The sequence below is a fragment of the Marixanthomonas spongiae genome (assembly GCF_003095375.1).
GTDB classification, from domain to species: Bacteria; Bacteroidota; Bacteroidia; order Flavobacteriales; family Flavobacteriaceae; genus Marixanthomonas; species Marixanthomonas spongiae.
The window spans coordinates 1-20,842 of the sequence record NZ_QEHR01000012.1; the positions used below are offsets into that span (position 1 = coordinate 1).

The 20,842-nt window shown below is 37.8% G+C and carries 18 protein-coding genes and 1 pseudogene; 6 read left to right on the forward strand and 13 right to left on the reverse strand.

Features of this window, described 5'->3' with window-relative positions:
* The 3 genes and pseudogenes from DDV96_RS16245 to DDV96_RS14380 all read left to right on the forward strand — a co-directional run.
* Nucleotides 1-120, forward strand: a pseudogene (locus DDV96_RS16245) (IS30 family transposase); the annotation flags it as partial.
* A 91-nt stretch (nt 121-211) separates the two neighbouring features.
* Nucleotides 212-751, forward strand: a complete 540-nt coding sequence (locus DDV96_RS14375) for a TlpA family protein disulfide reductase (protein ID WP_240607740.1) — start codon at nt 212-214, stop codon at nt 749-751.
* Between the two features lie 77 nt (nt 752-828).
* Nucleotides 829-2,916 (forward strand): protein-disulfide reductase DsbD family protein, encoded by a 2,088-nt coding sequence (locus DDV96_RS14380; protein ID WP_165806018.1) that lies wholly within the window; start codon nt 829-831, stop codon nt 2,914-2,916.
* A 161-nt stretch (nt 2,917-3,077) separates the two neighbouring features.
* Here the strand turns inward: DDV96_RS14380 and DDV96_RS14385 are convergent, their stop codons facing one another.
* From DDV96_RS14385 to DDV96_RS14430, 10 genes are all read right to left on the reverse strand, one after another.
* Nucleotides 3,078-3,683, reverse strand: coding sequence for a class I SAM-dependent methyltransferase (locus DDV96_RS14385; RefSeq protein WP_116695486.1), 606 nt, complete (start codon nt 3,681-3,683; stop codon nt 3,078-3,080).
* Nucleotides 3,684-3,688: 5 nt separating this feature from the next.
* Complete coding sequence (locus tag DDV96_RS14390) at nt 3,689-4,138, reverse strand: methyltransferase family protein (RefSeq protein WP_116695487.1); 450 nt, start codon at nt 4,136-4,138, stop codon at nt 3,689-3,691.
* The gene (locus tag DDV96_RS14395; RefSeq protein ID WP_116695488.1) at nt 4,135-5,466 is read right to left on the reverse strand and encodes an MBL fold metallo-hydrolase; all 1,332 of its coding nucleotides are present in this window, start codon (nt 5,464-5,466) and stop codon (nt 4,135-4,137) included. The genes DDV96_RS14390 and DDV96_RS14395 overlap by 4 nt, the downstream gene beginning before the upstream one ends.
* A gap of 259 nt (nt 5,467-5,725) precedes the next feature.
* Nucleotides 5,726-6,184 carry a DsrE family protein gene (locus DDV96_RS14400; protein ID WP_116695489.1) on the reverse strand — a complete coding sequence of 153 codons (459 nt, stop codon included), beginning with the start codon at nt 6,182-6,184 and terminating at the stop codon, nt 5,726-5,728.
* A gap of 92 nt (nt 6,185-6,276) precedes the next feature.
* Nucleotides 6,277-7,203, reverse strand: coding sequence for a YeiH family protein (locus DDV96_RS14405; RefSeq protein ID WP_116695490.1), 927 nt, complete (start codon nt 7,201-7,203; stop codon nt 6,277-6,279).
* A 210-nt stretch (nt 7,204-7,413) separates the two neighbouring features.
* Entirely contained in the window at nt 7,414-8,124 is a 711-nt protein-coding gene (locus DDV96_RS14410; RefSeq protein ID WP_116695491.1) for a DUF2490 domain-containing protein, read from the reverse strand.
* A 215-nt stretch (nt 8,125-8,339) separates the two neighbouring features.
* Complete coding sequence (locus DDV96_RS14415; protein WP_240607741.1) at nt 8,340-8,732, reverse strand: rhodanese-like domain-containing protein; 393 nt, start codon at nt 8,730-8,732, stop codon at nt 8,340-8,342.
* Between the two features lie 113 nt (nt 8,733-8,845).
* On the reverse strand, nt 8,846-10,213 hold the full coding sequence (locus tag DDV96_RS14420) for an MBL fold metallo-hydrolase (protein ID WP_240607743.1): 1,368 nt from the start codon (nt 10,211-10,213) through the stop codon (nt 8,846-8,848).
* Nucleotides 10,214-10,465: 252 nt separating this feature from the next.
* Complete coding sequence (locus tag DDV96_RS14425) at nt 10,466-11,266, reverse strand: sulfite exporter TauE/SafE family protein (protein WP_116695493.1); 801 nt, start codon at nt 11,264-11,266, stop codon at nt 10,466-10,468.
* Between the two features lie 60 nt (nt 11,267-11,326).
* Nucleotides 11,327-11,953 carry a Crp/Fnr family transcriptional regulator gene (locus tag DDV96_RS14430; RefSeq protein WP_116695494.1) on the reverse strand — a complete coding sequence of 209 codons (627 nt, stop codon included), beginning with the start codon at nt 11,951-11,953 and terminating at the stop codon, nt 11,327-11,329.
* Nucleotides 11,954-12,062: 109 nt separating this feature from the next.
* On the opposite strand from DDV96_RS14430, the gene DDV96_RS14435 reads away from it, so the two are divergent.
* Nucleotides 12,063-12,170, forward strand: a complete 108-nt coding sequence (locus DDV96_RS14435) for a DUF4269 domain-containing protein (protein WP_116695525.1) — start codon at nt 12,063-12,065, stop codon at nt 12,168-12,170.
* A gap of 26 nt (nt 12,171-12,196) precedes the next feature.
* On the opposite strand, the gene DDV96_RS14440 is transcribed toward DDV96_RS14435, so the two are convergent.
* Nucleotides 12,197-13,903 (reverse strand): potassium channel family protein, encoded by a 1,707-nt coding sequence (locus tag DDV96_RS14440; RefSeq protein WP_116695495.1) that lies wholly within the window; start codon nt 13,901-13,903, stop codon nt 12,197-12,199.
* A gap of 163 nt (nt 13,904-14,066) precedes the next feature.
* Entirely contained in the window at nt 14,067-15,275 is a 1,209-nt protein-coding gene (locus DDV96_RS14445) for a M24 family metallopeptidase (RefSeq protein WP_116695496.1), read from the reverse strand.
* Between the two features lie 469 nt (nt 15,276-15,744).
* On the opposite strand from DDV96_RS14445, the gene DDV96_RS14450 reads away from it, so the two are divergent.
* Entirely contained in the window at nt 15,745-16,494 is a 750-nt protein-coding gene (locus DDV96_RS14450; protein ID WP_133240862.1) for a hypothetical protein, read from the forward strand.
* Between the two features lie 34 nt (nt 16,495-16,528).
* Here DDV96_RS14450 and DDV96_RS14455 read toward each other — a convergent pair whose 3' ends face one another.
* Complete coding sequence (locus DDV96_RS14455) at nt 16,529-17,140, reverse strand: helix-turn-helix domain-containing protein (protein WP_116695498.1); 612 nt, start codon at nt 17,138-17,140, stop codon at nt 16,529-16,531.
* A 199-nt stretch (nt 17,141-17,339) separates the two neighbouring features.
* Between DDV96_RS14455 and DDV96_RS14460 the strand changes: the two genes are divergently transcribed.
* The gene (locus DDV96_RS14460) at nt 17,340-20,801 is read left to right on the forward strand and encodes an Ig-like domain-containing protein (protein ID WP_116695499.1); all 3,462 of its coding nucleotides are present in this window, start codon (nt 17,340-17,342) and stop codon (nt 20,799-20,801) included.
* The last annotated feature ends 41 nt before the right edge of the window (nt 20,802-20,842 follow it).

Here is a 20,842-nt window from a genome sequence, read left to right on the forward strand (position 1 = left end):
AGCGAATACAGGATAAGGGAAATTGAAAGACTGATAAATAACAGAAGAGTGAGAAAGTTTGGCTACATTAGCCCAATAGAAAAATTAAAATCAACTTGGCCAGTTGCACTTATAACTTGAACATGGCAATAAATCAAAAAAGAACACGAAAAAAACGTGGATCCAATATGCAATTTTTGCTGTAATAGCGATTACGTTATACGCCACAGGGATGCATACCGAAGTAATTGGCTTCGCACAGCGAGGCTTGCTTGCCACTGGTTTAATGAACCCAGATGTTGAAGAGATTGCACACGTAAGAAACAATCAAAGCATTCAGGAAGAGCCAGTATCTTCCAATCTTACAAAAGTAGATTATAACCTAATATTTACAGATAGGGATGGCAATACAAGGTCTCTAGAGGAATTTAAAGGAAAAGTGATATTCTTGAATTTCTGGGCCACTTGGTGCCCCCCATGTATTGCCGAAATGCCGAGTATCGATAGTTTGCACGAAGAAATGGGCGATGAGGTTGCTTTTGTTTTATTATCCTTCGATGATGATTTTGAAAAGGCTAAAGCTTTTGATAAACGTAAAGGGTATAACCTACCTATTTACGCACCTGCGAGTAATCTTCCACAAATGTTTCAATCATCTGCTTTACCTACAACCTACGTTATTGATGCTAAAGGTAATTTAGCTTTAACCCATAAAGGAATGGCAGATTATAGTGATCCAGAATTTAAAAAATTCTTAGAAAGCTTGAAGTAGTATTTTTTTTTTGAAATGGGATGGAAACATTTCACATCCATCCCATTCAAAAATAATTATGATAAATAAAACGTAGTATGCGACATTTAAAATTAATACTGATAATCGTACTTGGCCTATTGAGCAAATTTGGGCAATCGCAAGTAATGAAAGCACCAGATTGGAAAGCTGAAATTCAGGAGAACACTGTTGCCAAAGGCGATACGATAACGGTACTGTACACATCTAAAATACCAGAAGATTGGTATATGTACTCCAGCGATTTTGATCCTAACCTTGGGCCAATGGTTACCGAATTTAAGTTCAATGAGTCTGAACAATTTGAAAAATTGGGCAACCTGCAACCCATTGGTCAAAAAAAAAAATACGACGAACTTTTTGAAGGTGAATACACTTATTTCAAAAAAGAAGCAAAATTTAAACAACGGTTTATAATCCATTCCGATAGTCCTGATATCAAAGCAATGGCTTCCTATCAAATTTGTTCAGATATTAATGGGCAGTGTATTCCTTTTGAAAGTGACATTTCCCTTTTCGGAAACAATGTGGATCAAGCTTCCAACATAGAGTTAGATGAAACGAATGCCAACGCTCCAAAATCTTTGAAGGCGTTTAAAAACGATTTTAAAACAACAGAAACCGAAGGACAAGGCGTTTCATTTTTGTTAACCTTTTTCTTTCTATCCTTTGGCGCAGGTCTGGTAGCGTTGCTTACTCCTTGTGTGTTTCCTATGATTCCTATGACTGTTAGTTTCTTTACCAAATCTAACACCAGTCGTAAAAAAGGAGTCATGCAAGCTATTTTGTACGGTGTTTCCATTATAGCGATTTACACTATAGTTGGCACGTTGTTTTCAGTATTGTTTGGGGCAGATTTTGCTAACTTTTTAAGTACCCATTGGATACCAAACCTATTTTTCTTTGCCATATTTGTATTATTTGCGCTTTCTTTTTTCGGTTTATTTGAAATACGACTGCCCAACAAGTTTGTAAACCAAATGGATTCCAAATCTGATAAAGGTGGGGTGCTCGGCATCTTTTTTATGGCCTTTACCTTGGTTTTGGTGAGTTTTAGCTGTACAGGACCCATTGCAGGAACCATTCTCTTACAAGCCGCCAGCGGCGATACCGTACAACCCTTGGTAGGGATGTTAGGTTTTTCGTTGGCATTTGCATTGCCGTTTACCTTGTTTGCCATTTTTCCGAACTGGATAAAATCGTTACCTAAAAGTGGTGGTTGGTTAAACACTGTTAAGGTGGTGCTTGGTTTTGTGGAATTGGCACTTGCGTTAAAGTTTTTAAGTATTGTAGATCAGGTCTATCATTGGGAAATATTAAACCGCGATGTGTACCTTGCTTTATGGATTGTTATATTCGCTTTTCTTGGTTTTTATCTTTTGGGAAAAATCACGTTCCCACACGAAGAGAAAAAGGAAAATACATCGGTAGGTCGTGTCATATCAGCCTTATTGGTCTTCAGTTTTGTTATTTATCTTATCCCTGGCTTGGTGGGTGCACCTTTGAAGGCATTGGCCGGATATATGCCCCCAATGAGTACCCAAAGTTTTGTGATGAACTCGCCTCAGGTTACAACCACGGCATCCACTTCTCCTGAGATTTCAGAATGTGGTGCACCAAAGTTCGGCAACCTGTTGGAACTGCCCTACGGTATTCAAGGTTATTTTGATTACGACCAAGCTTTGGCCTGTGCCAAAAAACAGGACAAACCTTTATTTATAGACTTTACCGGTCACGGTTGTGTAAACTGTAGGGAAATGGAAGCTGCTGTTTGGTCAGATCCCAAAGTGCTGAAAAGACTAAAGGAAGATTATGTGGTCGTGGCGCTTTATGTGGATGAGAAAACCGAATTGCCTGAAAACGAATGGTACGTTTCGGCATACGATGATCGGGTAAAGAAAACCATTGGCGGACAAAACCTCGATTTTATGATACAGCGGCTCAACGCCAATGCCCAACCTTATTATACTTTGGTTGACACTAACGGCTCCTTATTAAGCGCGCCGAAAGGCTATGACCTAAACGTAGATAATTTTGTAGAGTTTTTGGACAACGGTTTAAAGGAATTTCAAAATAGGTCGTCTGTAATGGAAGTTGCAGGAAATGAAAAATCACAAGATACCGAACCAAATTTATTCGTAAATTAAGATACTTTCTTTCAATTACAGGTTTGATTTAAAGAAATCTGAACGGATTCTTCTACCTGAAATTTTGAAGTGATAAAACTGAATATATTATTTATAAATGATGTGCACGGTTTTGATTGTAATATTTAATGCGGTTTGCTTTTTTGGGCAGATAATCAATTTTATTTTTTCACGCCTACAAACCGTATTACTTCTGCTTTTCCTTTGTGATGGTTTCCTTCTGAAAGTTCAATCGACTCCTCTTTTAGGATTTGAAAACTTAAGGATGAAAATTCCTCCTTAATTTCTTCAATTGAAAAGAGCATCGCTTCGTCTTTAGGGCCGCCTGAATCCTTTTCTATTTGTGCTTTTGCAAAGCCTTCAAAAATTACAATCCCGCCAGGTTTTAAGAATTGCAGCAAGCCCTGGTTTGCCGATTTACGGATTTCAGCTGGAAAATGGACGTAACTCAATCCTATAACATCAAATTTTTTATCGGTGCTAAAATCTAGTACACCAGTAACTTCATAACCTATTGAAACATTTTTTTCTTTTGATAAGCGTAGTGCTTTTTGTTTTCCTTCCGTACTAATGTCAAAAGCAACCACATTCCACCCTTTGGAAGCTGCATATACGGCATTGCGACCTTCGCCTTCTGCTGGTAGTAGTATGTTTCCTATTTCTAATTTATCAAGTTGTTCTTTAAAGAATGTATTGGGATTGGTACCATACCTGAATTCATCGGTACCATACATTTCATTCCAAAATTCTGCGGGATATTTCTTCATATTTTCTAAATAAATCGTCTTGTTCTTTTTTTGTAATCTGTGTATGCTGGGAATTTCTCAATTAGCAGCTTTTCTTCGTAGATGGATTTGTAATAAAATAAAACCAATAACAATAACGTAATCAACAGTTTAAATAAAGATACCTGATATATTGCATAACCCACTCCCGAGAACACCACGGCGGTATATATAGGATGTCTCGCTATAGCAAACGCACCATTGGTAATCAACTTCCCATTTGCAACTGGGGTAGGAAAAGGGGAAAGGTTGGTATTGAGTTGCAGTAATGCTACGGCACCTAAGATCAGCCCCAATCCCAAAATAAAAAATCCCGAATAGCGTAGCCATTCGGGATAAGATATTTTAGCCAAACTAATTGGCAATACATAGACTACAAATAATATTATTTGAACACCTACATAGAAGTAGTCTTTGCCTGGTTTTGGCAGCTTCAATCCTTAAATTGTTCTACATCATCACTTAAATCATACACAGTAACTCCGTCTAATTTCTTTTGAAGGATACTGCTTCCTGCAGCACTACGGTAACCACCGGCACAATGCACTACAATAGGCTTATCGGTAGGTATCTCGTTTGCTGTTTCTCTTAATTCATTCAATGGGTGCGCAATCGCATTATCGAAAAATTTGCCTTGTTCTATTTCGCTTGTATTGCGGATATCAACAATCGTATAATTGTCAGGATTTTTCTTGAAATCGGTTACATCCAATTTTTCGGTTGTTACCAGATTTTCATCCGAAAGCGTAATTACTTTTTCAAGCAATTTTTCATAGCCTATTTTTGCTACGCGATGCAACAATGCATCTTTATTTTCTTTGCTGTCAATTACCAGCGTAAATGTATCTTCAGGTTTTATAATGGAACCTAGCCAGGTTTCAAATTTTGCATTTTCTGAAACCGCCTGTATGTTGATACTGCCTTCTAAATGACCATTTTTAAAGGTGGCTTCATCGCGTGTATCTACGATAATACCTTCTGCTGTGGTATTTTCAGAAAAAGAGACTCTTGCGATAGAAGGTTCTAAATCTTCTGCTCCCGCTTTGTTGGTATCTACATCAAAACCAAAATAATGAGGAATAAAAGGCTGCCCATCTAAGATAGTGCTCATAAATTCTTCTTTGGTTTGATCCTTAAACGCCCAATTTCCCATACGTTCATTGCCCAACGTGCTACTTGCAGCGTCGCTCAAATTCTTTCCACAAAGCGAACCTGCACCGTGTGCCGGATAAACAAGTGCATCATCTGGTAAATCGGTAAATTTATTCTGAATGGTTTCGTACATCATCTCCGCAAGCTCTTCACGCTTGGCTTTCATATTGCCCGCTTTTTCGCGCAAGTCTGGTCGGCCTACATCACCTATAAACAGCGTGTCGCCTGTAAACAGGGCAGTATCGTTTCCTTCTGTAGCTACAATAGTAATACTATCTGGCGAATGGCCTGGTGTGTTTATAGCTTTTAACGTTACATTTCCCAAAGCTATAGTATCGCCTTCGTCAAAAGCATTGTGCGGATAATCTGCTCCCAATTTTTCACTGTTATAAATAGTGGCGCCGGTTTTCTTGTGAATTTCTAAATGCGAGCTCACAAAATCGGCGTGTGGGTGTGTTTCTATTACGGCTACAATTTCTGCATTGTTCGCTTTCGCGAAATCATAATATTGCTCAGGATTTCTCTCTGGGTCTATAACCGCCATTTTACCATCACTTACAATGGCGTAGCTGTAGTGTGCGAGTGGTTTGTACTCAAATTGTTTGATATTCATAACTGTATATGTGTTTTATAATTATAGTATAAATATAATGATTAAAAAACCTATAATGAGTAACTTAGGTTACACTATGGGTAGTTTAAAACTTCTTTAACATTAAACATGAAGTGATAATGAAAAACCTGCCATTGACGGCAGGTATATGAATTGATCGTAAGTAATTTAACAAACAGAGAACACTATATTACATTAAAAATTCTCTAACATATCAGCAACTTTATTTGAGAACTTTTTAGCATTCAGATGTTTTGGGTTAAGGGATAATAACATTATATCCATTTGCCTGAATTTGCAAAAGTCTTAAAAATGCGTTTTCTACAGAAATGACGCCTTCTGGCAAATCTTCTTCGGTTACGTTTAATCTTTTCATTGCTTGTTGGCATACGCTTACACGCAGTTTGGCATGTTGGTTTTCCTCGATAATGCGGGAAAGTTCAGAGTCCTTTCCTAATTCTTCAACCACATTTCCCCAAATTACGATTTCAAAATTTTCAAACTCAATATCACTTGCGAGCAGGCGGTCAAAAAACTTGAACGCGCCTTTAATATGGCGTTCTTTCTGTAATCCCAACGCCATATTTGGGGTTTTGCTCAAATCTGATACCAATTGCGTTTCCAATGGTTTGGCTGCTGTGTCCTGAGCCGAAACGGAAAAAGAAAACAAGACGATAAATACGGTTAAGATGCTTTTTGTGAGATTTATTAGTTTCATAATTTAAAAGTTTTTAAGATTATTAAAATGAGTCTGATTATTCAGGTTATAGGTTTAATTTTTGATTGAGTGATTTCTGTGTTTTTGTATTTCTAAAAATTATTTAAGATTAATACCAATGAAAAAATAGATATCACAATCCAAAGCCCTGTGGCATAAAAAATGGATTTTGCCCCAACTTTCTTAATTTGCGAAAGTGAAATTCCCGAGCCGATAAAAAATAAAGTGGTCACCAAAAGCTGTCTGGAAACTGCCGAAATAGAATCGTAAACAACTTGTCCTTGGGAAAAAATTGTGGCAATAACGGTCGCCGCTATAAAAGCAAGAATAAATGACGGAATTTTGATTCCTGTTGCGCCTTTAGATTTGTTATGAAAATATGAAATAATGAGCGTTACCGGAACGATCCATAAGGCTCGGCTCAACTTTACGGTGGTAGCAACTTCCAAAGCCTCTTTTCCAAAAGCCTGTGCGGCACCTACAACCGAACTTGTATCGTGAATGGCAATGGCAGACCACAGCCCGAATTGATATTGTGACAGTTCGAAGAAATGACCAATAAACGGAAAGATCAACAAGGCAAGGGCATTGAGTAAAAATACCACGCCAATAGCAATACTAATTTGTTCGTTTTTGGCTTTCACTATAGGCGATACCGAAGCAATGGCGCTACCACCACAAATGGCCGTTCCTGAAGAAATCAATAAAGCGGTTATTTTTTCAATTTTAAAGAATTTGTTGAACAAATACCCTAAACCAAATACCAGTGAAATAGTGACAATGGTAATTAAAAACCCGTCTTTACTTACCTCAAAAGCGTTGATGGCATTCAGGCCAAACCCCAAACCCACGATGGAGAGTTTCAGTAAAACTTTAGAAAACTTTGCAGTCTGCTCCGCAAAAGGATTTCCCAGTAAAAGTGAGAATGCAATGCCCGCCACAAGGGCTATTGGCGCATTTATTATTGGCAACAGGGTTAATAAAGCCAATAGGATATAAAAAATTTTCTTTAACTGCATATTTATTTTGAAATTGGAGCTAATATTTTCTTTAATTATGGCACAAAATTATTAAAAGAAAGGTAGGCAATTGGTAACACAGGTTACACTAGCGGTTTTTATTACAATATTTTAAAGAGGGTTAACAATAGCATATATGATCAATATAAATAACTGTATATCATTACATTATATGTTTTAAGCTCTAATAAACTAATGTTTTATATATCATCATAGCGTAAACACTAAAGATGTTTCCCAAATATGGTTGTTAAGTGTAAAGTTATTGCGAGGAATATTGATGTAATGATAACCTGATGTAATTGTGATATGGTCGTTATTACGGAAACGCAACCCAACAAACATCCAGTTTTGGTCTAGTGTTTTAGGTTGCAGGGTTTTCTCAAAATCAAGAAAAACCTCGTCATATACCAAAGCTGATATGTTGTACTTTTTAATTAGTAGAATCTCAACGATAAAACGATAGCGCAGTCTATTTGAATAATCCGTTCCGTTAATTTCAAGCACATTATTTATTGACGAAATTTTATCCCGAAACCGTTCTTCAAAACGGATTCTATGGGAAACTTTAAAGGTTTTAAATGGTTGGGTTATATATACTTGCTGCCAAACGTTGTTTTCACGGTTATCGATTGGAGCAGAATAGTCTGAAAAAGAATAATTTTGACTGAAGGTGTAGCCTATGGCAACTTTAATGAATGGATTAATTTTATGTTGAATGGAGGGGCGTAATAGAATCTGTTGCCAATCTTCAATAAAATTAGTACGTCTAAAACTGAACTCGGATTTAACAAACCAATTCTTATTTATAGCTGCTTTAATAGTCAAAGTGTTCCAACTACTATAGTGGTCAACTTGTTCTTGCTGTGCATGTAGGGAAATGGCAAAGATTAAGAATACTATGACTAGACTATTTTTCATTTGTAAACATTTATACTTTCAAATTTATGGAACACAGTAAATGAAAGACGTAACGAGTGTTACATAACTTGTAATTAATCAATATAAAAAAAGAGCAAACCAAAAAAGTCTGCTCTTTTATATAAGATTTTTCTTTGTTTAATATAGCATTGTCAGCACCGTCAGGTGGTTAACCATTAATGCAAGAGTACGCTCTGTATGGGTAAGGATACTCACTATTTTTTATAAGGCCATTTCATATAACCTCCTTTTAAATCATAGATTTTTTTAAAGCCTAAGGCATCTAACTTTGCAGCTGCTTTTTTGCTACGGTTACCAGAATGGCAATAGAGATAGACGGGTTGCTCTTTATCCAACTTGTTAAATTCAGCATTAAAATTTTCTTGCTGAAAATAATCGATGTTTAATGCACCTTTTATTGCGCCTCCTTTAAATTCCCTCGCAGTACGTACATCTACTAATTGAACATTCTTTTTTGCAATGGCTTCCCTAAATTCTGAAGCCGACAAGATTTTTATAGCGTCGGTTTGTTGTGCCTTAACGCCAAAAAGCGTGCTTAAAAGTGTCATAATTATGATATATTTTCTCATTGATTGTAAGTATTTCATTTTCAGTGTAAAATTATGCTTTATAAACTGGAAAGTGCGTAACCAATGTTACCGTAATCAAAAAAAAGCGACAATCTCTTGCCGCTTTCACTACTAACCAAAAACCAATCTAATTATTTTAATGTGGATGGACACACATAGTTTGTAGTTTCAACACCAGCTTCTTTAATAGCGTTATAACCACCTTGTATATCTATTAAGTTATGGATGCCACGACTTTTTAAGATAGAAGAAGCAATCATACTGCGGTAACCGCCGGCACAATGAACGTAAAAGGTTTCTTCCTCCGGAAATTCGGCAAGGTGATCATTTAATTCTGAAAGCGCGGTATGGTGTGCATTAACCACGTGCTCGCTTTGAAACTCTCCAGGTTTGCGTACATCAAAAATGGGAACAGCATTATTTTTATCGCTTATCACTTGTTTAAATTCGGTTGCAGGAATTGATGTTACCGTATCATATTCTTTTGCAGCTTTTTTCCAAGCATCAAAACCACCGTTAAGATAGCCTATGGTATTATCAAAACCTACACGAGAAAGTCGAGTGATAGCCTCTTCAATCCGGTCTTTATCTGCAATTAACAAGATGGGCTGATGCACATTTTTAATCAAATCGCCCACCCAAGGTGCAAAGCTATCATCGAGACCTATAAAAATAGAACCTGGTATATGACCTTTAGCAAAATCGGTTTGATGTCTCGTATCCAGAATTACAGCACCTGTTTCATTGGCTGCTGCTTCAAAGGCATTAGCTGAAAGTGCATTTTCACCTTGAGCAATAACTTCTTCAATATTTTTATACCCTTCTTTGTTCATCTTAACATTCATAGGGAAATAAGCCGGAGGAGGCAAGAGGCCATCTGTTACTTCCTTGATGAATTCATCTTTGGTCATATTGGCACGCAGGGCGTAATTCATTTCTTTTTGATGCCCAAGGGTATCTACTGTTTCTTTCATCATATTCTTCCCGCAAGCACTGCCTGCACCGTGCGCTGGGTAAACCATTACGTCGTCTGCCAAAGGCATTATTTTGCTATGAAGGCTATCATAAAGCGTAGCTGCTAGCTCTTCTTGGGTCATATTGGTAGCTTTTTGCGCTAAATCGGGTCTTCCAACGTCTCCTAAAAAGAGGGTGTCGCCTGTAAAAATGGCGTGATCTTTTCCATTTATATCTCGTAATAAATATGTGGTGCTTTCCATGGTATGTCCTGGGGTATACAGCGCTACAAAAGTGAGTTGCCCCAACTTAAATTCTTGTCCGTTTTTAGCTGTAATAGCGTCAAAGTCAGAATTGGCATTTAGACCATAAATAATAGGTGCGCCAGTTTTTTCTGAAAGGGTTAAGTGTCCCGAAACAAAATCGGTTTGAAAGTGAGTCTCAAAAATGTATTTAATTGTTGCCCCAGCAGCTTCAGCCTTGTCAATATAAGGTTGCACTTCGCGCAATGGGTCAATAATTGCTACTTCTCCTTGGCTCTCAATTTAATAAGCAACTTTAACAAGACATCCGGTCTAAATTTGTTCTATTTTCATAATTTTTGATTTTTATATTCGGTGCGCTACAAAAGCACAGCTATTAAAATAAATATGAAGTAAAAGTAATAACTTCTTGATTGAAAGTTTGTAACCGTTGTTACCGTTCCTTTTTTTTTTGAAAGGAAATACTATATGTTCAAAGAAAGTTCCATTATGGAAGCGAGGCATCAACAATGTAGGTGTGCTTTTTTAAAATTCTTATGCGGTCAATTCCTTATAGATAATATAAACACCCATTACTAATACGAACCAACCAAAACCCTTTTTCAATTTTTTACCGTCGATAAAATTATTAAGCCATATACCAATGAATATACCTACTATTGATAATCCAGAAAAGACAAGTAGAAAAAGCCAGTCAATATTCAAGTTTTGTACGTCGCCTATAAATCCAATTAGCGATTTTATTGCGATAATGAGCAAAGAAGTGGCTACTGCTTTTTTCATAGGTAATTTGGCGAAAAGTACGAGTGCAGGAATAATTAAAAAGCCGCCGCCAGCACCTACGATACCCGTTATTGTACCTACTACTAAACCTTCAACAATTATTAGTGGATAGTTATAAGTGATTTGGGCATTTTCATCAACCTCTTTCCTGTTGTTGCGTATCATTGAAACAGAAGCCAAAAGCATTATAACGGCAAAAAAGAGCATAATAGCCAGATTCTTTGTGACCGTAAAGTTGCTCCACTCAAAGAGTTCATCAGGTATTGCAGGAATTAAAAATGCTCGGGTAAGATATACTGCAATAAATGCAGGGATGGCGAAGATAATGGCTGTTTTATAATCAACCATTCCTTTAGACATATTTTTTATGGCACCCACAAGAGAAGTGATACCTACAACAAATAGTGAATATGCCGTTCCAATTATTGGGTTGAGCGAAAGTGCATAAACCAAAATTGGTACAGTAAGAATAGAACCACCACCGCCAATTAATCCTAGAACAACCCCAATAAATAGTGCTCCTATATATCCTAGAATTTCTATTATTTCCATTTGTTAAATTAATTATGGAGCAAATGTACTTTCTTGCATATTATATATTTGTAACCCTTGTTACAAGACTTCAATAAAACTACGGTGTAATTTTATTTTTTTATTATTTTCCATTTTTTTGAGCAATCTAGAAATTACTACTCGGCTGGTATGTAAATCACTTGCTATTTGTTTATGGGTTGTATAGATATGTTTACTATTTAAAATTTCAATTCGGTTTTGAAGATAGTTTTCCAGTCGTTCATCCATGTTATTGAAAGCTATATTATCAATGCTTTCGAGCATTTCCATCATACGATTGTGATAGTTAGAAAAAACAAAATTGCGCCAAGTTTTATATTTTCTAGACCATTCTTCCATCTTGCCGATAGGAATCATTAGCAGTTTTACCGGTGTTTCGGTTACTGCGTGTATCTCACTTTTTTTATCACCCATACAACAGGTCATTGTCATTGCGCAGGTATCACCACGTTCAAGATGGTATAACAAGAGTTGTTCACCTTCATCGTCAGGTCGCAATATTTTTATACTTCCCAATAATAATAATGGCATGGATTTAATGTATTGACCGGGACGCATTAGGTCTTGCCCTTCGGGAACTTCCATAAATGTCCCCACATTATCTATTTCTTCAATAAGCTCGGGTTCAAATTGACCGCCATAATATGTTTTAAGTTCTTGAATCATTTCTTTGTTTTGAAATTATAGGATTTTTTAAAAGTAAAAATATACGCAAATAGATTTTGATAATATATGTATATAGCATCAACAAAAATAACCCTAACAATTAAAAGGAATAAAAACAGAACCTGCTTTTTCTAAACTACTGGGATTGGATGGAAAACCATATACCGAATTATTAAATTTGGAAAAGACAAGTATGAATTTTCTTCCTGTCATTTAGAAGATTTCCAAAAAATAGAATTCTCATTAAACGTCTTTCACATAAAGTTCATCAAAACTATTTCTCATTTCGATGTTACCAAGCATCACGATTTCGGCTCCCTGGGGAAGGATGGTTTTTGCCGATAATAACGTGGTCACTTCATTGTTTTCTTTTACCGCAATAACAGACAAGCCTGTTTTAGCTCCTATACCAGATTCCCCGAGTGATTTTCCCGCCAAGGAAGGAGGTGTTGGAATATTGAACAATTTAATGCCTTCACCCAATATATTTAATTTTTGGTTTTTGGAAATGGACAATACGGCTTCAGACCCCAATGTGGCATAACTCAACACAAAATCAGCCCCAGCCCTATGAATGATATCGATATTTCGAGCTTCCGATATCCGGCTAACAATCCGTACTTCTTGGTTCAATTTACGGCAATAGGAGGCCAAATGGATGTTCATAGCGTCGTCGTGGGTAGAAAGCAATACCGAAGGCGCTTCCATGATGCCAGCTTCTTTCAGCAATTCATAATCTGAAGCCCTCCCAATGAAAACATTGTTGCAATAGGGCCTCGCTTTTTTGCATACCGCTAATTCTTTATCGATCAAATTGACCGAAATACCGTTTTTGTGCAGGGATTTTGCCGCAGCCAACCCTACCCTTCCCCCTCCAATAAGGAGTACGGGATTGGTGTTAGTAGGAAGATCGTGAAAGAGTGCATCAATGCTTTGAAGCTGTTTTTCATTACCTATGACAACAAGTACACTTTCGCTGGTTAGTATTTCACTTCCTGTTATAGGCTCTAATTTTCCTCGCTCCCAAATACCTACAATGCTTACCCCAAACTTTTGCCTAAGCCCCGTCTCACGGATGGTTTTAGAAACCAAAGAGGTTTGATGAATGGGCAGTTCGGCAATCATTAAGTCTTCGTATTGGCCTATGGGCTGTGATTTTGCGTGTTGTGCATTGACCCTGTTGGCCAACTGTTCTCCCAACCATTTTTTAACCGGTAATACGTGATTCGCACCGCTCAATTCCTGGACATCCACTGTTTCGTCATCTTTGGCCAAGGCAACGATAGGGACATGGGGAGCAATATCCCGGATGGTAAGGATAATTTTTGTGTTTTCCACGTCATCCCTATTTACCAAAACCAACTTCGCATCCTTAATATTGGCACGCAAGAAGGTTTTCTCGCTGTCCAATTCGCCAAACAGTACAGGGACCCTGGCATCATAACTTTCAATTGCCTTTTTGAGGTCTTTTTGAATTACAAAATATGGAGTGTTCTCCTGTTTCAACCGTTTTGTGAAATCACGTGCTATAACATCAAACGAACATATTAAAATATGGTTTTTTGTCTTGGGAGGGACTTGCCGTGGAACCCTATTTTTCTTTTTCGACTCTAAAAGCGGTACATAAAAGTGCCTTATAAAAGCAAAAGGCAAAAGGATCAATAACATGAAAATACCCGAAAGCAGTACCACGATGCTGAACAGGCGCCCAAGGTCCGATTGAAAGGTGATATCCCCGAAACCCAACGTACTCATTACGGTAAGCGTCCAGTAAAAACCTGTTATCCAGGAATGATACTGTCCTTCAAGTTCCATTATGTAATGAAATAAAACGGAATAGATGACAATTACAATGCCTAAAACGGCCAAAAACTTGAAGAGTATTTTTGAATTTCTCTTAAAATCCCTGTCACTCAAATAATAGGCTAACTGACTACCTACAAATTTCATAATCTGCTTTTTAACTGAAATTTACCAATTTCACTATTATAAACCCTCACGCAAGTTACATTATCTTTTCGCATTTCAGCAAGAAGATTTCACATATGCAATTCCATGCAAACATACATTTACAAAAAATTCACATTCAACCTATTATTGCAGGGGCACGACGTTACATTCCAAACGGGTTTTCAATACTGTGCGCTGGCTCTGTAAACCATTTTGGACCACTATTCGTCATATAGATATGGTCTTCCAATCGGATGCCGAATTCCTCTGGCACCACAATCATAGGTTCAATGCTAAAAGCCATTCCTGCTTGTATTTTTATATCGTTTCCTCTCAAAATAAAAGGATGTTCATGGATCTCAAGGCCAATCCCATGACCTGTTCGGTGAGGTAATCCTGGTAGATTGTAATCAGGGCCGAGTCCGTCTTTTTCCAGTTGTACGCGCACTTGATCGTCAATATAACCACAGGGCTTGCCTAGCTGTGCAGCGTCAAAAGCGGCCAGTTGAGCGGCTTTCTCATTGTTCCATATTTCCTTTTCTTTATTGGTTGCATCACCATAACTATAGGTTCTGGTGATATCTGAGATATAACCGTTGTACTGCGTACCCGTATCTACCAAAACGATATCGTTTTCTTCCAATGGTTTGGGTGATTTTACCCCGTGCGGAAAACTGGAATCCTTACCAAATAATACAATGCAAAAATAAGAGCCGCTTGCAATACCCAGTTTTTGATGTGCTTTATGAATAAACTCTTCTACTTCGGAAGTAGTAATGCCGGGTTTTAAAATCCGTGCCGCCGCTTGATGTACTTGCATCGTTAAATCCATCGGGTACTGAATGTGTGCAATTTCAGCATTGCTTTTAATCATTCTGATGTCCCTAATGAGTTCTTCGGCACTGCTGGTTTTAAATTTGTGGTGTTCCTGAAAACGGGAAACCAATGTAAAGGGAGTGGAATCATCAATGGCCAGGTTTGTACCTTCTTTTAAAGCTTCAGAAATTTTCTGTACGGGGCACTCATGTTCCAACCACGGAATAAGCTCGCCCTTACTTCCTATAAAATCATTAAAAGTGCCTATTTCAAATTCAGGCACTACATAATGAAGCCTTCCATCGGCAAAAAGAAGGGCGCCAACTAAGCGTTCTGACGGGTTCCATTGTGTATTGGTGAAGTAATATAAGTTGGTTCCGGCGTTGATGTAAAGTGCGTCCAGCCCTTTTTCTTTTAAAACCACACAAGCTTTGTCGCGTCTGTTTTGAAATTCTTTATCAGTAATGGGACTTGGCTTGTTGGTTGGTGCTTTTAACTTAGAAAGCTCTTCTTCTGGTGTACTGCCACCAATACCGTATTTTCGGTTACTGTTCATATTGCTTGTTATTTTAAAAATCAGTCAACGGCTTGAAACCATTATGTGACCAACGTTGGTTGAAATATATACAATGCGGATTAAACTTACATAAAATATGATGACCAATACTTAAAATTTAGCTAAAAAAACCTGTGCAATCATCTTATTTAATCCTGTTGGAATATAACCCATGCTTAGCCACATTCAACATTTTTACAACAATACCCTCCCCCAACTTAGAACATTTAGATTTACTATTACGAGTTATTTTGGGAAGCATAAGATTATTCTTGTAAATAAGGTGGGGTATATTAGGGGAAACACCTATCTATTATACTAATTATATATACATAAAATACAATATAAGCCCGTTATAACCTCATAATAACCATATTATAACCACGCTATAACCTTTGCTTTATTTTTTATTATATTTACTGTTGTAATTTGAAAAAGGGGTGGTTTGATAATTTAAAAATTAATGATTATGGCAAAACAAAAAGGGATTATTCCGTTAACGGGAACTATTGGAGGTATTAACTTTTATTATTTAAATGGAAAGCCGATTGCACGGCGTGCCGGTGGTGGTTTTAATGGCAAGGCTATTAAAGAAAAGGCAAGCATGCAGCGCGTACGGGAAAACGGAAGTGAGTTTGGACATTGTTCCCGTGTGAATAAAGCGTTTAGGTTGGGATTGCGTCCCTTTTATGCCGGGCATACCTTTACGCACTTTCATAGCCGATTGATGAAGTTATTTACGAGGTTAAAAGATTTAGATACAGTGAACGAACGTGGAAAGCGGCGTGTAGGAACCGGTATGGCTACCGATACCGGAAAAAGGGTGTTGCGGTCATTCCTGTTTACGCCTGCTTGTCCTTTGAGTACCGTATTGCCTTTTACTTATACCTATGATTCTACGGCCCATACTTTGGTGATTCCACAGGTTGCTTCTTCTGAAATTAATTGGGTTGCTGGTTCGGATTGTATTTCACTTACCTTGGGAGTGCTGGTTTTTGATTTTGAAGATTTGACGTATCGGCTTTTTGAAAGCTCCCCTCATTTTATAGAAGCTGATGGTGCAAAACAATCGGTTACCCTCTCTCCTACTCAAGCTGTTAGTGGGACAGGGATGGAAATCGCATTTTTAGGCATTCGGTTTTATCAATTTGTAAATGGGGAGCGGTATGTATTAGCCAGTGATGATGCAGTAGGTTTTGAGATTGTGGGACTTGAGTAACGGCCTGTTAAAAAGAGAGTTTGGTAGGTAAAACCTAATTAATGGTTACATTTTCAATTACATCAATATATTGCCATATGTGCTTAATATGTTTTTTTGGCTGTATGGCATGATCAAAGGGATGGTAGTTCTTTAATATGAATTCTTGTATATTCTTTTCTGAAATAGCTTTTTGGAATTCATCAATAATCAATTCTTTTGTTTCAAATTTAATTATATATATGACACCGTCTGTAGTTTGATTCTTCCTTATTTTTTGTCCCATTACCATGCTATTTGCGTGCACCGTGGGGTGATAAGAATGAATGGATTGAAACAATGCAATATTTCGATTGGTATTAATAAGTTGGAATTCTTTAAAAATTTTAACCTCTGGTGGTTCCGCCAAAAATGTATCTGTTTTTAATGGTGATTTTTCTTTCTCATTATCAGCACTAAAATTCTTTTCATTGAAGAATATATAGTTTAAATCTAGATTTTTCGATTCGCATAATGCGATTACCTTATTAAAATCTAGAGAATCTCTTTTTTTCCAAGTTGAAAGCGTATTAGGCTTAATATCAATCAATTTACATAAGTTTTTATCAGTATTAATCGATAATTCTTCTTTTAATCGATCAATTATATTAATCGCATTTTGAGACATTTAACGTTTTTTTAATAAAACAATAAGATATTTAGGATAGCTTTATAATAATATAATGATAGAAAGGTTCAGCTTTTTTGACTTTTTTAATAGAGTCAGAACAAGTTCAATATAGAAAAATTTTTAACAAACATTACCTCTTTCATAAAATTATTTTTTGAAATATCACTAAAGCTTGTTTAATCTAAATGTGACCCCAATGATAACAAAACTACCTAACCCTTGTATCTCTAGATTTAAATACTTACTACTATGTGTAGTAGTTTTATTTGACCTTGCACAAAACGACCTTTATGCCCAAACACAAGTATATGCTAACCAAGTTACGTTTGAAGATCACGTAGATAACGCCGCAGAAGCTACTCAAGCCAATGGTAATTTTGCCACTTTAAACTCTTATGGAGGGATAGCAGTAGGTGTATTATCCTATACAGGAGAACTAGAGCTTCAATTCCCCAGTACTGTACCTGCCAACACCACAACTTTTGTAAGAATAGATTTTGACAATGATGTATTAAACAGCTTACTGGGCGGTTCATTAGGAAACTTACTGGCCGATGTACTGGGAAATGTTATTTTAGGCAATCATTATTTTGATATAGAAGCACGCTATTTTGATGGTAATTCATCCAATACTGTTTTTTCTTCTACTTCAAGAATACCACCCTCTAATGCTCGATATCGAATTGTAAAAGACGCAGATAGCAATTTCTATATAGCCATTACTCCAGATGAAGATTATAATAGAATATATATTGAAGATAATACCGATGCACTTTTAGTTGGATTATTTCATAGTATGAATGTCTATAATATATCATACTTTACCGACAACCAATGTGCTATTGATCCTTTGTTTACCGATTTTGATGGACAAGGGTTAACTGTAGACCTTCTTGATATAGGTGGTGCCGGGGTTACCAATCCAGAATATGTAATTGATGAAAATCCAGATAATTTTTCTGAAGTAAGTTTAGGCGTTATTGGCATTTTAGCCTCTATACGTCAAAACGTATATTTCCCTACCTCTTATCAACCTGATAAAGAATTCTCCGTTACTTTAAAAACCGAGCCTACCTTAGTTACATTAGGGCTTTTAAACAACGTTCAAGTGATAGCCCATAATGACGGGGTTGAAGTATATTCAGAAAACCTATCTTCAATTTTAAGCCTTGATTTATTAACCTTATTACAAAATGGTGAAAAAGCTGAAATAGTTTTCGCTCCCGGAGTAGCTTTTGACAGGGTAAGTGTTCGTCTTACTTCTTTATTAAATGTGAATATTGCGCAGTCAATTGATGTCTATGAAATAGCTGTTGTAGGACCAGATGCTCCCACAGCTGATGAAACGGACCAACAATTTTGTGCTGTTGATAATCCTACTGTAGCTGATATTGATGTGAATGAACCAAATGTAATTTGGTACGACCAAGCGACAGGGGGAACAGCATACGACCCAACCGATGAATTAATCGACGGAAACTCCTATTATGGTGCACAAATTGTCGATGGTTGTGAAAGCGAGGATAGACTTGAAGTTACTATTATTATCGAAGATGCGCCCACCCCGACTACCGATGAGACCACCCAGGATTTCTGTCTGGTTGATAATCCAACAGTAGCCGATATTGATGTAAACGAAACCGATGTCACTTGGTACGACCAAGCCACCGGGGGGACACCGTACGACCCAACCGATGCCTTGATCGATGGCACTATTTATTATGCATCGCTTACCGATGCAACAAGCGGTTGTGAAAGTTCAGTACGGTTGGAAGTAACCGTGAACGTAGGCGATGCACCTACTCCTACCACAGATGAGACCATTCAGGATTTCTGTTTGGTTGACAACCCTACCGTAGCCGATATTGATGTAAACGAACCAGATGTTACTTGGTACGACCAAGCCACTGGCGGAACCCCTTACGACCCAACCGATGCCTTGATCGATGGCACTATTTATTATGCATCGCTTACCGATGCAACTTCAGGATGTGAGAGCTCAGTACGGTTGGAAGTAACCGTAAACGTTGGTGATGCACCTACTCCTACCACAGATGAGACCACCCAGGATTTCTGTTTGGTTGACAACCCTACAGTAGCCGATATTGATGTAAACGAACCAGATGTTACTTGGTACGACCAAGCCACTGGCGGAACACCGTACGACCCAACCGATGCCTTGATCGATGGCAACATCTATTATGCGTCGCTTACCGATGCAGCTTCGGGCTGTGAGAGCTCAGTACGGTTGGAAGTAACCGTGAACGTAGGTGATGCACCTACTCCTACCACAGATGAGACCATTCAGGATTTCTGTTTGGTTGACAACCCTACCGTAGCCGATATTGATGTAAACGAACCAGATGTCACTTGGTATGACCAACCCACTGGCGGAACCCCTTACGACCCAACAGATGCCTTGATCGATGGCAACATCTATTATGCGTCGCTTACCGATGCAACTTCAGGATGTGAGAGCTCAGTACGGTTGGAAGTAACCGTGAACGTTGGTGATGCACCTACTCCTACCACAGATGAGACCATTCAGGATTTCTGTTTGGTGGACAACCCAACAGTAGCCGATATTGATGTAAACGAAACCGATGTCACTTGGTACGACCAAGCCACTGGCGGAACACCGTACGACCCAACCGATGCCTTGATCGATGGCAACATCTATTATGCGTCGCTTACCGATGCAGCTTCGGGCTGTGAGAGCTCAGTACGGTTGGAAGTAACCGTGAACGTAGGTGACGGAAGCGGTCCTGTGATAACATCAAGCACACAAGATCCTGTTTGTTTAGAAACCACTATTACCTATTCAACAGAGCCCGGCCATCAAAATTACCTTTGGACGATAACAGGAGGCATTGTAATGAGTGGCGGAGATGCAACCGACAGTACCGTTACCGTTCTTTGGGATTCTACTGACGATACAACAGTAAGTGTTTCTTACGATAGTACGAATACTTGTACCACGGGAGGTACGACAACATTTGTAGAAACTGTTTCAGTTTGTGCCGATATTACGATAGATAAAACAGTGGACAAGCCGGAACCTATGATAGGAGAAACAGTAACGTTTACCATTACTGTGGCCAATGCAGGGCCTAATGATTTTACAGATCTTGAAATTTCTGAAGATATACCTTCAGGATTCGAATTAGTAGACTATACCGCTTCAATAGGCACCTATAATCCTTCCACCTCAATATGGCAAATAGACTTACTTCCAGCTGAAGTTACCGCTACACTAGAAGTTAGAGCCGAAGTTTTAGGGCAAGGAGATTATACCAATATTGCCTCTATTATATCTTCGAACCCCACAGATTCAGATGTTTCAAATAATAGCTCTGAAATTAGTGTAGACCCTCTTTGCCTTATCGTTTACAATGAGTTCACCCCTAACGGAGATGGTGTGAATGACCGGTTTGTTATTTCTTGTATTGAAAACTATCCAAATAATAAATTACAAATTTTCAACCGCTATGGTTCTGTAGTATATAAAGCTAACAACTATAGCAATGAATGGGACGGAAGGGCAAATGTGAGCGGTATTTCCAATAAAGGAGAAGTACTGCCCGCCGGAACCTACTTTTATATTTTAGAGTTCGATACTATAAAATCAAAAAGCGGATGGATCTATCTAGCTAAATAATTACGTGCACACCTATTTAAAACAGTATAGCAATTAAATCC